This is a genomic window from Streptomyces sp. NPDC058246 (assembly GCF_042881985.1).
GTDB lineage: Bacteria > Actinomycetota > Actinomycetes > Streptomycetales > Streptomycetaceae > Streptomyces.
The window spans coordinates 24,112-36,798 of the sequence record NZ_JBHVWZ010000050.1 but is presented as its reverse complement, the minus strand read 5'-3'; the positions used below and the strand labels follow the sequence as shown (position 1 = coordinate 36,798).

Annotated in this window: 10 protein-coding genes; 7 read left to right on the top strand and 3 right to left on the bottom strand. The window is 70.2% G+C overall.

All coding sequences use genetic code 11. The features are described 5' to 3' along the window. Window positions 1–61 precede the first annotated feature (61 nt). Window positions 62–799, top strand: coding sequence for a Tellurium resistance (locus ACFVXA_RS39245; protein WP_384025634.1), 738 nt, complete (start codon window positions 62–64; stop codon window positions 797–799). 17 nt (window positions 800–816) lie between these two features. On the opposite strand, the gene ACFVXA_RS39240 is transcribed toward ACFVXA_RS39245, so the two are convergent. Next, window positions 817–1,662, bottom strand: a complete 846-nt coding sequence (locus ACFVXA_RS39240; RefSeq protein ID WP_383747513.1) for a TerD family protein — start codon at window positions 1,660–1,662, stop codon at window positions 817–819. Window positions 1,663–1,842: 180 nt separating this feature from the next. On the opposite strand from ACFVXA_RS39240, the gene ACFVXA_RS39235 reads away from it, so the two are divergent. The 3 genes from ACFVXA_RS39235 to ACFVXA_RS39225 are packed head-to-tail and all read left to right on the top strand — an operon-like array spanning window position 1,843 to window position 6,403. Next, a complete protein-coding gene (locus tag ACFVXA_RS39235; RefSeq protein WP_390028626.1) occupies window positions 1,843–3,012 on the top strand; it encodes an HpcH/HpaI aldolase/citrate lyase family protein in 1,170 nt (389 codons plus the stop codon). Between the two features lie 44 nt (window positions 3,013–3,056). Then, entirely contained in the window at window positions 3,057–5,567 is a 2,511-nt protein-coding gene (locus ACFVXA_RS39230; RefSeq protein ID WP_390028625.1) for a phosphoribosyltransferase, read from the top strand. Beyond that, window positions 5,567–6,403: an HAD family hydrolase gene (locus tag ACFVXA_RS39225; protein ID WP_390028624.1), complete on the top strand. Its 837-nt coding sequence runs from the start codon at window positions 5,567–5,569 to the stop codon at window positions 6,401–6,403. Before ACFVXA_RS39230 ends, ACFVXA_RS39225 begins: the two co-directional genes overlap by 1 nt. Window positions 6,404–6,613: 210 nt before the next feature. Here ACFVXA_RS39225 and ACFVXA_RS39220 read toward each other — a convergent pair whose 3' ends face one another. Beyond that, a complete protein-coding gene (locus tag ACFVXA_RS39220) occupies window positions 6,614–6,841 on the bottom strand; it encodes a zinc ribbon domain-containing protein (protein WP_362031989.1) in 228 nt (75 codons plus the stop codon). A 344-nt stretch (window positions 6,842–7,185) separates the two neighbouring features. On the opposite strand from ACFVXA_RS39220, the gene ACFVXA_RS39215 reads away from it, so the two are divergent. The 3 genes from ACFVXA_RS39215 to ACFVXA_RS39205 all read left to right on the top strand — a co-directional run bounded on the left by ACFVXA_RS39215 (window position 7,186) and on the right by ACFVXA_RS39205 (window position 11,943). Beyond that, window positions 7,186–9,279 carry a transglycosylase domain-containing protein gene (locus ACFVXA_RS39215; RefSeq protein WP_390028623.1) on the top strand — a complete coding sequence of 698 codons (2,094 nt, stop codon included), beginning with the start codon at window positions 7,186–7,188 and terminating at the stop codon, window positions 9,277–9,279. A gap of 63 nt (window positions 9,280–9,342) precedes the next feature. Then, complete coding sequence (locus tag ACFVXA_RS39210) at window positions 9,343–10,653, top strand: hypothetical protein (RefSeq protein ID WP_390028622.1); 1,311 nt, start codon at window positions 9,343–9,345, stop codon at window positions 10,651–10,653. 147 nt (window positions 10,654–10,800) lie between these two features. After that, complete coding sequence (locus ACFVXA_RS39205; RefSeq protein WP_390028628.1) at window positions 10,801–11,943, top strand: amidase domain-containing protein; 1,143 nt, start codon at window positions 10,801–10,803, stop codon at window positions 11,941–11,943. Between the two features lie 57 nt (window positions 11,944–12,000). On the opposite strand, the gene ACFVXA_RS39200 is transcribed toward ACFVXA_RS39205, so the two are convergent. Next, window positions 12,001–12,579 (bottom strand): DUF4383 domain-containing protein, encoded by a 579-nt coding sequence (locus ACFVXA_RS39200; protein ID WP_362031993.1) that lies wholly within the window; start codon window positions 12,577–12,579, stop codon window positions 12,001–12,003. Window positions 12,580–12,687 lie beyond the last annotated feature (108 nt).

Below are 12,687 nucleotides of genomic sequence, written 5' to 3'. Positions count from 1 at the left end.
GCCGTCGAGGACGAGTCCTCGACGGCCGCCCCGCCGCATATCGAGGAACGTGGGGGGCGGAATGGGCATCTGGCAGGACCTGTGGCGCGGACGCTCGGTGGACTTCGACTCCGGCAGCGCGGCCACCAACTCCATAGAGCTGACCAAGCGGAACCACACGGTCTCGCTCACCAAGCAGGGCGCGGCCACCGGCAATCTGCGCATCAACCTGTCCTGGCGGATGCGCACCTCCGACATAGGCGGGCCGCAGCGCGGCAGCCTGCTGCGCCACCCCTTCCGCACCTTCAAACCGGAAGTGGTCCAGGCGCACACCCAGAGCATGGTCAATGTCGACCTCGACCTGGGCGTCATGTACGAGCTGACGGACGGCACCAAGGGCGTGGTCCAGCCGCTCGGCAGCTTCTTCGGCGAACTCAACGCCCCGCCGTACGTCAAGCTCAGCGGCGACGACCGCTTCGGCTCAGGGTCCGGCGAGACGGCATTCGTCAACCTCGACCACCGCGACGACATCAAGCGGCTGCTGGTCTTCGTCTACATCTACGACCAGACGCCCGCCTTCGACCGTACGCACGCCATCATCACGCTCTACCCGAGCAACGGCCCGCGGATCGAGATCGGTCTCGACGAGCGCCATCCGCAGGCGCGGTCCTGTGCCGTCGTGATGATCCAGAACAACAAGGGCGAGGTGACGGTGCGCCGCGAGGTGAGGTTCGTGTACGGCTTCCAGGCCGAACTCGACCGGCTGTACGGGTGGGGACTCCAGTGGGGCCGGGGCTACAAGTCGAAGGTGGACCGGTAGTCGCCCGGGGCGCCTCCCTAACGCCCGAGGAACTGCGGCCCCTGCGGCGGCAGCCGGAAGTCGGGGTCGGCCCCGACGCCCACCGGCTGCGGGAATCCGTACGCGGGCGGCGCGGCCGGCGCGGTCTGGGGCTGCGGGTAGCCGTAGGCCGGCCGGCTGGGGCTGGTCGGCTGCGGATACCCGTAGGCGGGCTGCTGCGGCACCGGCGCAGGCTGCTCGGGCGGCAACGGCACCGACGTCTCGGGAGCCCCGGCGGGCGCGGACCAGGCGGTGTCGGGTACGGATCCGGTCACCGGCGCCGCGGCGGCCGCCTCGGCCTCCGCCTCGTCCACCGAGATCCCGAAGTCGGTCGCCAGACCCACCAGGCCGTTGGAGTAGCCCTCGCCGAGCGCGCGGAACTTCCAGCCCTCACCGCGCCGGTACAGCTCCCCGCAGATCAGCGCGGTCTCCGCGCCGGTCTCCGGCTTGATGTCGAAGTACGCCAGCGGTTCGCCGTCCGCGACCGCGGCGTCGTACAGCAGGATGCGCAGATCCCGTACGCGGTCGAAGGTGACGTCGTCCGCCGATGCGACGAGGTAAATCTGTCCGACACCGGACTCGACACCGGCCAGATCCGTCTGGATCGTGTCGGTCAGGCCCTCGGCTACGCGTTTCTTGCCGAGCCGCCAGACCTTGCCGGAGGGATGGCGGGGCTGGTTGTAGAAGACGAAGTCCTCGTCGGATCGCACACGACCGTCGGGGCCGAGGAGCAGCGCCGAGGCATCGACATCAGGGACACCCTGCCCGGGCGTCCAGCGCAGCACGGCGCGCACCGATGTGGCGTCCAGCGGGACGTTCGACCCCTTCAACATCGCGTGCGTCATGCGGTCATCCTGCCCTCTCGGTCCTGGTCACGACAACGCGGGGTGGCCGCGGAATCGGTGGGTACCCGACATGCCCGAGTTACCTGAACTTCATGCCAGGTGGGAACCCCTGACATGGATCCATACGTACTATTACCGGCCACATCACAACCGGCCGACTAGCCGCCACGGGGGAGTCCTATGCGTCATTTTGGTCACATCGCCCCTGAGGAGCGGCAGCGCCTCTTCTTCCGGGAGCCGAGCGTCTTCACCGCCGACTCGCCGTCCAGGGTGCTGTCGGCCGCCCTCGGTGCCACGCTCTACAGCCCGGCGACCAGGCCGCAGCTGGCCGACGACATCGTCAAGCAGGCCGGGCGCGGCGTGGTCTCCATGGTCCTGTGCCTGGAGGACTCCATCGACGACGCGGAGGTCGTGGGCGCCGAGGAGAACCTGGTCCGGCAGTTCACCGGCCTCGCGGGACGCACGGACGCCGGAGAGCTTCCGCTGCTGTTCGTCCGGGTCCGCTTCCCCGAGCAGATCCCCGACCTCGTACAGCGCCTCGGGCCCGCCGTCCGCGTGCTGTCCGGATTCGTCATGCCGAAGTTCACCGAGGAACGCGGCATGCCCTTCCTGGAGGCCCTCGCCTCCGCCGAGACGGCGAGCGGGCGCCGCCTGTTCGCCATGCCGGTGCTGGAATCGCCCGAGCTGCTGTACCGGGAGTCGCGCGTCGAGACCCTGGAGGGGATCTCCCGCGCCGTCGACAAGTACCGCGACCGGGTGCTCGCGCTGCGCCTCGGCGTGACGGACTTCTGCTCCTCGTACGCGCTGCGCCGGGCCCCCGACATGACGGCGTACGACGTGCAGGTGGTCGCCTCCGTGATCGCCGACGTGGTGAACATGCTGGGGCGGGCCGACGGCACCGGCTTCACGGTGACCGGGCCGGTGTGGGAGTACTTCCGGGTCCAGGAGCGCATGTTCAAGCCGCAGCTGCGCCGCAGCCCCTTCCTGGAGGGGCAGGCGGAGGAGCTGCGCGAGGCGCTGATCGAGCACGCCATGGACGGGCTGCTGCGCGAGATCACCCTCGACCAGGCCAACGGGCTGCTCGGCAAGACCTGCATCCACCCCTCGCACGTGCTGCCCGTGCACGCGCTGTCGGTCGTCAGCCACGAGGAGTACAGCGACGCGCAGGACATCCTCCGGCCCGAGCGCGGCGGCGGAGGCGTGCTGCGCTCGGCGTACACGAACAAGATGAACGAGGTGAAGCCGCACCGCGCCTGGGCGGAGCGCACCCTCCAGCGCGCCGAGGTCTTCGGCGTCGCCCACCAGGACATCGGCTTCGTCGACCTGCTCGCCGCCGGGCTCCCGGAGTGAGCCGGCCGGACCGGGCGAGGCGCAACCGGATCACCAAGGAATCGATGAACAGCGCAGGGGACAATGCAGGGGACAGCGCAGGAAACGATGCGAGGAACGACGCAGGGACCAGCGCGGTGAGCGATGCGGTGTGGACCGGGACGTGGGTCGCCCAGCGGCTCGGCATCGAACTCGTCGGTGACGAGGAGCTGAGCGGCCTGCTGGGACTCGCGCTGCGCCGCAACCCCAAACGGGCGCACCTGCTCGTGTCGAACGTCCTTGGCAAGCACGTCCCGCAGTCGCCGTCCGTGGTGTACGGGTACGGGTTCGCGCTCGGACGGCGGGTGCGCGACCTGCTGGGCACCGAGGACGCCCGCGCGGCCGTGGTCCTCGGCTACGCGGAGACGGCCACCGGACTCGGCCACTCGGTCGCCGACGGCGTCGGCCTCGCGCCCTATCTGCACTCCACCCGCCGCCCGGTCGAGGGCGTCCCCCGGGCGGGCGGCTTCGAGGAGTCCCACTCGCACGCCACCTCACACCTGCTGCTGCCCGAGGATCCCGGTCTGCTGGCGGGCTCCGGCCCGCTGGTCCTCGTCGACGACGAGTTCTCCACCGGCAACACGGTCCTCAACACGATCCGTGACCTGCACGCCCGCTACCCGCGCGAGCGATATGTGATCGTGGCCCTGGTCGACATGCGCTCGCCCGCCGACCTGGGGCGCCTGGAGGAGTTCGCCGAGGAGACCGGCACGCGGGTGGACCTGGTGGCCGCGGCGGCGGGGACGGTGAAGTTCCCCGACGGCGTCCTGGAGAAGGGGCAGGCACTGGTCGCCGCGCACGAGTCCGCGGCGGCCGAGGCCCCCGCCCGGCGGCGCACCGACCCGGTCACCCGCGTCGAGCTCGGCTGGCCCCGCGGCGTCCCCGACGGCGGGCGGCACGGATTCACCCCCGGCCATCGAATACGACTGGACCGCTCCCTGCCCGCCATGGCCGCCCGGATCGCCGACGCGCTGCCGGACGACGCCGGGCGGGTGCTCGTCCTCGGCTTCGAAGAGCTGATGTACGCGCCGCTCAGGCTGGCCCGGGAGCTGGAGCAGGTGGTGACGGCCGAGGTGCGCTACTCCACGACCACCAGATCCCCGGTGCTCGCCCTCGACGACCCCGGCTACGCGATCCGCACCCGCCTGGTCTTCCCGGCCCACGACCACCCGGACGACGGCCCCGGCGAGCGCTACGCCTACAACGTCGCGGGCGCCGGTTTCGACGCCGTGGTCGCCGTCGTCGACTCGGCCGCCGACACCCCCGAACTGCACGCCCCCGACGGCCTGTTGGCCCAGCTCGCCGCGCACACCCCGAGCGTCCTGCTGGCCGTCGTCCCCTCCTACGTCCCCGCACGGCCGTCCACCGAAAGGCCCTCCATGCTCCCTGAGCCCCTCCGCGGCCCCGCCTTCTCCTCGTACGCGGCCGACGAGGTCGGCTGGCTGCTCCAGGACCTCTCGGACGTGGACCTGGAGGCGCCGACGGAGGAGCGCGAGGAGGCGATCCAGAGCGGCGGCGCGCACTACGCGGAGTCGCTGCCGGTCGAGTACCAGCCGAGCGCCCAGTACCAGGAGCTGTTCCACGCGGCCCTCGGCACCTCGGCGGCCCGGATCGCCCAGGCCGTCGGCGCCGTCACCGAGCTGGTGCTCGCCGAGCGCTCGCCGCACCCGGTCCTTGTGTCCCTGGCCCGCGCGGGCACGCCCGTCGGCGTCCTGATGCGACGCTGGGCCAAGCACCGCCACGACCTCGACCTGCCGCACTACGCCGTCTCCATCGTCCGCGGGCGCGGCATCGACGCCAACGCGCTGCGCTGGCTCGCCGCCCACCACGACCCGGCCGACGTCGTGTTCGTCGACGGCTGGACCGGCAAGGGCGCGATCACCCGAGAACTCACCGACGCGATACGGGAGTTCGAGGAGTCCGACGGCATCACCGGCTTCGACCCGGAGATCGCGGTGCTCGCCGACCCGGGCTCGTGCGTGAAGACGTACGGCACCCGCGAGGACTTCCTCATCCCCTCCGCCTGCCTCAACTCGACCGTCTCCGGGCTGATCTCGCGCACGGTCCTGCGTGCCGACCTGGTCGGCGAACACGAGTTCCACGGCGCGAAGTTCTACCGCGAACTCGCGGGCTCCGACCTCTCCGCCGACTTCCTGGACGCCGTCGCCGCCCACTTCACCGACGTCACCGAAGCGGCCTGCGCCCAGGCCAAGGAACTCCTCGCCGCCGACCGCACCCCCACCTGGGAGGGCTGGGCAGCGGTCGAGCGGATCAGCGAGGAGTACGGCATCCACGACGTGAACCTCGTCAAGCCGGGCGTCGGCGAGACCACCCGGGTGCTGCTGCGCCGCGTCCCCTGGAAGATCCTCGCGAGCGCCGACGCGGGCGCCGACCTCGACCACGTACGCCTGCTCGCCGAGCAGCGCGGCGTGCCCGTCGAGGAGGTCGCCGAACTCCCTTACACCTGCGTGGGGTTGATCCACCCGAAGTACACGCGCGGCGCGACCGGCGCCGACGGCAAGGCGGTGGCGCTCTGATGTCCGCGCCCAGGACGCTCGTCGCCAGCGACCTCGACCGTACGCTGATCTACTCCGCCGCCGCCCTCGCGCTGACCATGCCGGACGCGCGGGCGCCCCGGCTGCTCTGCGTCGAGGTGCACGAGAGCAAACCGCTGTCGTACATGACGGAGACGGCGGCCGCGCTGCTCACCGAACTCGGCGACGTCGCGGACTTCATGCCCACCACGACCCGCACCCGCAAGCAGTACCAGCGCATCAACCTGCCGGGTCCCGCCCCGAAGTACGCGATCTGCGCCAACGGCGGCCATCTGCTCGTCGACGGTGTCTCCGACCCGGACTGGCACGCGAGCGTGACCGCGCGGCTCGCCACCGAGTGTGCCCCGCTGGCCGAGGTGCGGGAGTACATGGCGGCCACCGCCGACCCCGCCTGGGTGCGCAAACACCGGATCGCCGAGGACCTGTTCGTCTATCTGGTCGTGGAGCGCGAGTTGCTTCCCGAGGAGTGGGTGAAGGAACTGGCCGTGTGGGCGGAGAACCGCGGCTGGACGGTCTCGTTGCAGGGCCGCAAGATCTACGCCGTACCGAAGCCGCTCACCAAGAGCGCGGCCGTGCGTGAGGTCGCCCGCCGTACCGGGGCGACGCTCACGCTCGCGGCCGGCGACTCCCTGCTCGACTCCGACCTGCTGCTCGCCGCCGACCGGGGCTGGCGCCCCGGCCACGGAGAACTGGCCGACAGCGACTGGACGGCGCCCGCGATCACCGCCCTCCCGGAGCGCGGGGTCACTGCCGGGGAGCGGATCCTGCGGGAGTTCCTGCACGCCTGCGGGCGGCCGGGAACGGCGACGGCGGCCTGAGGAGCCGCCGTCGCGCGGTCGCCTGCCGACGACCGCCGGTGTTCGCCGGAGCGGCGAAGCCGGTGCTCGTCCGCGGCGCGAACCCGGGTGTTCGCCGGAGCGGCGAACCCGGTGCTCGTCCACGGAGCGAACCCGGGTGTTCGCCGGTGGAGCGAAGCCGGTGTTCGGCGGCGGAGACGATCTGAAGAGTTCCTGAGAAATCTCTCCGGATCAGCCGCAGCAGCCTCCGCCGCAGCACCCGCCGCCGCCCCCACCGGAGCGCGGCGCGGGGGCCGGGGCGGACGACGCGCCGCCCCTGGCGACGGCGACCGTCGACAGGAGCTTCACCGTGTCGTCGTGCCCCGCGGGGCAGTCCGCGGGAGCGGCGGATTCCGCCATCGGGCGGCTCAGTTCGAACGTGTCGCCGCAGGTCCGGCAGCGGTACTCGTAGCGAGGCATGCGCCCAGGTTAGCCGGAGCCGGTCGCCGGCCGTAGGCCTCCGCGCCTCCTCCGGCGCGGTGCCGCGAGCCGAGGCGGACGATCTTGGGCTGAGGGGCGAAGAGGGCACGGCCCGGAGACGCCAGGGGCCGCTCTGACCTCCTCATCCCTCCCTCTGATCATTTCTGTCTGCTTCCTGAACGAATGAATCGCAATAGTCGCTGATAATTTATGAGGGCCGCGACGAGCCGCAAGGTCGGGGAGGGGGGCTCGCAGCCGCATGTGCGGCCGCTGCATCTACCCGCGCGCGCAAGGACGAAGTGCGGAGGGAGACGCAGTCGTGACCGAGGCATGGCATCGAACGGATGCCTGGCATTCCCTTGCCCACCCACGCGTCGGAGCGCGCCGTGGCTAGCCGGGAGCAAGGGGCCGGTGCGCGCCGACGCGGCACCCGCCGCCGACCCCCGCAACGCTCCGGCCTGGCCGCCTTGACCGGCCGGTTCGCCCGCTTCGCGCCGCTGGCCCGTCGGCTCAGACCCGCCTACCCACGCCCGGGCCGCACCGGCTGGCGGCGCTGGATGCCCTCCTGGCGGCAGTGGCTGGCGGGCTGGGCCCTGTCGATGGGCCTGACCGGATCGCTGCTGGCGATCGCCTACGCGGCCACCGACATACCCACGAACCTGAACACGTACGCCACACAGCAGGACAACGTCTACTTCTGGTCCGACGGCACACCCATGGCCCGTACCGGCTGGGTGCGGCGGCAGGCCATGCCGCTGAAGGACATCCCCCAGGACGTGCGCTCGGCGGTGCTCGCGGCGGAGAACGAGAGCTTCTACTCCGACCCCGGCATCTCCGTCAAAGGTCTCACCCGCGCCCTCGTGCGCACGGTGGGCGAGGGGGACACCCAGGGCGGCTCCACCATCACCCAGCAGTACGTCAAGAACGTCTACCTGACCCAGAACCGCTCGGTGAGCCGCAAGTTCACCGAGGCCATGATCGCCCTCAAGCTCGACAACAAGATGAGCAAGGACAAGATCCTGGAGGGCTACCTCAACACCAGCTGGTTCGGCCGCGGCACCTATGGCCTGCAGCGGGCCGCCCAGGCGTACTACGGCAAGGACGTGAGCCGGCTCAACGCCAGCGAGGGCGCCTTCCTCGCCTCGCTCCTCAAGGGCGCGGGCCTGTACGACCCCACCCTCAGCAAGGCGAACCACAAACGGGCCGTGGAGCGGTGGTCCTGGATCCTCGACCGCATGGTCAAGACCGGCAAGCTGTCGCCGTCCGAGCGGGCGAAGTACAAGAAGTTCCCCGAGCCGCTCAAGCAGGCCCAGACGTTCGACACCGGCAAGCAGAGCGACTACCTGGTGGAGCTGGCGACCCAGTACGCCAAGAAGGCCGCGCACATCTCGGACAAGCAGTTCGACCTGGGCGGCTATCAGATCTACACGACCTTCGACCGGAAGCGGGAGACCGCGCTCACCGACGCCGTCACCAAGGCCCGCAAGAAGGCCCTGAAGGACGACCCCAAGACGGCCAAGTCCGCCCACTACGGGGCTTCCTCGGTGGCCACGGACGGCAGGATCCTCGCCGTCTACGGCGGCCCCGACCACCGTACGCAGGGCTACAACGAGTCCAACGCCAGTACCGTCCCGGCCGGTTCGGCGTTCCTGCCGTTCGTCTACGCCGCCGCCCTGGAACACGGCGTCCACAAGACCCGCGACAGCACGGCCACACCGGTCACCCCCGACTCCGTCTACGACGGCGACGACGGCGTCCCGGTCAGCACGCCCGAGGGCCCCTACTGGGACCGCAGCGGCAAGAAGGTCGCCGCGCACAACGACGGGAAGAAGTCCTACGGACAGATCACCCTGCGCAAGGCGCTCGCCGAGTCCGTGAACGTGCCGTTCATGCAGCTCGGCATGGACACCGGCCTGGCCACGGTGCGGCAGACCGCCGAGGCGGCCGGCCTGCTCTCCTCCAGCCTCGGGCCGCAGGTGCCCGCGCTGTCGCTGGGCAGCTCCACGCCCAGCGCGATCCGGATGGCGAGTTCGTACGCCACCTTCGCCGCGGGCGGCACGCACATCGAGCCCTACTCCGTGCGCCGTATCACCCGCAACGGTTCCCCGGTCGCCCTGAAGACGCCCGGCCCCCATCGCGCGGTGGGCGCCGACGTGGCCCGCGAGGTCACCGCCGCGCTCACGGACTCCTTCCGCACCGCGCACGCCGACGCGGCGCCCGCGTCGGCACAGGTCGCCGGGAAGAGCGGCACCACGGGGGACGCCGACACGGCCGCCTGGTACGTGGGCACCAACCGCTCCGTGTCGACCGCGGTCGTCCTCTACCGCATCGACCTGTCCAAGAGCCTCGAACCACTGCCGCTGAAGGGGATCGACGGCGCGGCCGGCGCCGGCGTCCCGTACGACATCTGGGCCGGCGCCATGAGCCCGCTCCGCTGACCCCGGCGTCCGAGTGACCGCCGCCCCGAGCTCCTTCCACCCCCCTCTCAGAATGCGCACCGTATGAACTCGAAGCACAGCCGGCGCCGAAGCCGTGACACCGCTCCCGGTTCTGCCACCGCTTCCGCCCGCCAGGGCTTCGCGGCCATGGCGGCCTTCCTCGTCGTCACGTCCTCGGCCGCCACCTACCTGGCCCTGAACCGGCCGGACAGCACCACACCGGCCGCGTCCGCCCGCGCGCACGGCTCCGACGGTGCCGGCGCCGCCAAGGCGACGAAGGAACCCGCCTGGGACGGCAAGACCAAGGTGATCGGCGACGGTTCCACGTCCTACACCGGCCCGCAGAAGGGCGAGTTGAAGCCCGTCCCGCTCAAGCCCGGTGAGAAGCCACCCCAGTTCGTCGTCTTCTCCTGGGACGGCGCCCTGCAGGGCGACGACCAGCTCTTCTCGCACTACCGGGAGCTGGCCAAGGAGTACGACGCCCATATGACGTTCTTCCTGACCGGCATCTATCTGCTGCCCAAGGACAAGAAGAAGCTCTACGAGCCGCCGATGCACTCGCCGGGCGCGGCGGCGATCAGCTACCCCACCGACGAGCACATCCGCACCACGCTGGCGGAGCTCGGCAAGGCGTGGAAGGAGGGCAACGAGATCGGCACCCACTTCAACGGGCACTTCTGCGGCGACAAGGGCGGCGGGGACTGGAGCGTGGCCCAGTGGGAGAGCGAGATCAACCAGTTCTTCTCGTTCGTCGAGAAGTGGAAGACCAACACCGGCTACACCGATCTGCCCGCCCTGCCGTTCGACGCCGAGCGTGACATCAGCGGAGGCCGCGCGCCCTGTCTGGAGGGCCAGAAGAACCTGCTCAGGGCGATGAAGGCGACCGCCAAGGACTACAACTGGCGCTACGACGCCAGCTCCGCGGGCGACTTCCAGATATGGCCCACCAAGAAGGAGGGCGTCTGGGACTTCCCGCTCCAGATGCTTCCCTACGAGGGCGGCAAGTACCAAGGCCTGTCCATGGACTTCAACTTCCTCTACAACCAGTCCGACGGCGAGACCACGGGCGATCCGGCCCAGTACCCCGCGTGGGAGCAGGAGACCGTCAAGTCCTATATGGCCGGCTTCGACCGGGTGTACTACGGCAGCCGGGCACCACTCTTCATCGGCAACCACTTCGAGGACTGGAACGGCGGCATCTATATGAAGGCCATCGACCAGGTCATCAAAAACGTGTGTACGAAGAAGGGTGTGCGCTGCGTGTCCTTCCGTGAACTGGCCGACTGGCTCGACGTACAGAAGCCCGAGGTCCTGGAGCGGCTGCGCAGCCTGGACCCGGCGCAGTCGCCGGACTGGTCGACGGTGGTGAAGTAGCTGTCCGGGGCGACAATCTACCCATGAGGTGCGGCGGTTGATCGGCCGCTCATCGGATCCCCCCGGCTTCGTCACGATTGAGGGGAACATGTAAAGATTCCCTCCCCGGTGTCCGACCGGGGGTCAAGGAGAATCTCAGTGAGATCAATGAAGTTGAGCCGCAGAGGCTCGACCGTGACGGCGCTCGCCCTCTCCGCCGTCCTGCTGCCGCTGTCCGCCGCCCACGCGTCTCCCTCCGTGGACCCGGCGACGGCACCCCAGCTGAACCGCGCGACGACCGACGCCTTCGGCCGCACGGCCGACGCCCTGTTCACCGACCGTACGGCCGCTCTGCTGGACCGGACCCAGGCGGCTCCCCGCACGGCGCTGCAGGCCACGGCAGGCATACGGCTGTCCGCCGGGCTGACCCGCACGGAGAACACCGCGGTCACCTCCCTGCGCGGCACCCGCTCCCGTCTCGCCGCGCTGGGCGAGGCCTACACCGCCGCCGCCACCGAGGTCACCGTCGACAGGACCCGGGTGAAGGGCGAGCGGGCCACGGCCTGGGTCACCGAGACCACCACCCTCACGTACAAGAAGATCCGCGGCGACGAGCCCGCCACGACGGGCTTTCGCGCGCACCACGAACTGACCTTCACCGCCCAGTCCGACGGCACCTGGAAGCTGACCGGCGAGCGCTCGACGGACCAGGGCCCCCGGCAGGTCAACCAGCCCGTCACCAGCACGCCGCTGGGCAAGACCACGATGGCCGCTGTCGACGCCCCCCGGGCCGCCACCAGTTATCCCGCCGCCGCCAACCCCAAGAAGCTCACGGGTGCCACGTACGACTACGCGGCGATGGCGACGTACGCCGAGAAGTACTGGAAGAACTACAACCCGGCCTACCGGAAGTTCAACTCGGCCGGCGGGGACTGCACCAACTACCTGAGCCAGTCCCTGAAGGCGGGCGGCTGGAAGCAGGTCACCAGCTCGGGCGAGGAGTACGGCACCTGGTCCTACGGGACGTCGACCCAGACCGACACATGGGTCGGCGTGAACGAGTGGTCGTGGTTCACCCAGACCGCCAAGCGCAGCAAGCCCCTGGCGAACGTCTACCAGATGGCCGTCGGTGACGTGATGCAGATGGACTTCAACAAGGACGGGTCCAAGGACCACTCCATGATCACGTCGTACCGCAGTTCGAGCGGCATCCCGTATCTGACCTACCACGACACCGACACCTACCGCCGGTCGGTGTCGAGCATCATCGCGTCGTACCCGAACTCGGCGTACTACGCGTACCGCACCTGATCCCACCGGCGGTCACCTCTTCGGCACGGCCCTGCGCGTACGGTGCCGCAGGGCCGGTCACCTCTTCGGCACGGCCCTGCGCGCACGGTGCCGCAGGGCCGTTGCCGAGGCCCGCAGCCGGCGCTCGCTCTCCACCTGCTCGGGGTGGCGGGCCCGCCAGTACGGGTTGTCGTGGGGCAGCGCCGAGCCGACCCTGCCGTACATGCCGAAGAACATCAGCAGGACGCCCACGACAAAGCTGAACAGCACGTTCTGGATCTGGAAGGCGAGGAAGTTGTAGCGGGTGTCGAGCAGGGCCAGGTTCACGAAGCCGCTGAGGATGAAGGCGACGCCGAGGATCATGTTGAGCGTGGAGGCGATGTTCCCGCCGACCACCATCCCCGCGAACAGCAGCACCCCGACGCAGATCGACAGCACGCTGAGCGCGCCGTTGGTGTTCAGCCCCGCGACCGTGTCCCCGCCGATGTCGAAGAAGCCGACCTTGTTCACCAGGCCCAGGATGCCGAACGCGAGCAGCACGAGACCCATGAGACCGGCGCCGATCCGGTAGAAGGTGCTGAGCCGGTGGTCGACGGGCAGATGCTCGTCGAGGGAGATGAGGTGCCGGGAACCCGTGCGCGGTGCGCGTGTGGCCATGTCCGCCTCCTCAACACGGCGCCGGAGGCTGTACGTACCTTCACTTCAGCATCCGCCCGGGATACGGGGAGCGCCAACACCTGAGGCGTACCCGGGATACGGGGAGCG

What these genes read in the sequence shown, in the direction of transcription:
- ACFVXA_RS39220 (WP_362031989.1), bottom strand. Translation starts at nt 6,841, where the DNA reads ATGCCTCGCTACGAGTACCGCTGCCGGACCTGCGGCGACACGTTCGAA.
- ACFVXA_RS39235 (WP_390028626.1), top strand. Translation starts at nt 1,843, where the DNA reads ATGCGTCATTTTGGTCACATCGCCCCTGAGGAGCGGCAGCGCCTCTTC.
- ACFVXA_RS39240 (WP_383747513.1), bottom strand. Translation starts at nt 1,662, where the DNA reads ATGACGCACGCGATGTTGAAGGGGTCGAACGTCCCGCTGGACGCCACA.
- ACFVXA_RS39245 (WP_384025634.1), top strand. Translation starts at nt 62, where the DNA reads ATGGGCATCTGGCAGGACCTGTGGCGCGGACGCTCGGTGGACTTCGAC.
- ACFVXA_RS39215 (WP_390028623.1), top strand. Translation starts at nt 7,186, where the DNA reads ATGCCTGGCATTCCCTTGCCCACCCACGCGTCGGAGCGCGCCGTGGCT.
- ACFVXA_RS39225 (WP_390028624.1), top strand. Translation starts at nt 5,567, where the DNA reads ATGTCCGCGCCCAGGACGCTCGTCGCCAGCGACCTCGACCGTACGCTG.
- ACFVXA_RS39230 (WP_390028625.1), top strand. Translation starts at nt 3,057, where the DNA reads ATGAACAGCGCAGGGGACAATGCAGGGGACAGCGCAGGAAACGATGCG.
- ACFVXA_RS39205 (WP_390028628.1), top strand. Translation starts at nt 10,801, where the DNA reads ATGAAGTTGAGCCGCAGAGGCTCGACCGTGACGGCGCTCGCCCTCTCC.
- ACFVXA_RS39210 (WP_390028622.1), top strand. Translation starts at nt 9,343, where the DNA reads ATGAACTCGAAGCACAGCCGGCGCCGAAGCCGTGACACCGCTCCCGGT.
- ACFVXA_RS39200 (WP_362031993.1), bottom strand. Translation starts at nt 12,579, where the DNA reads ATGGCCACACGCGCACCGCGCACGGGTTCCCGGCACCTCATCTCCCTC.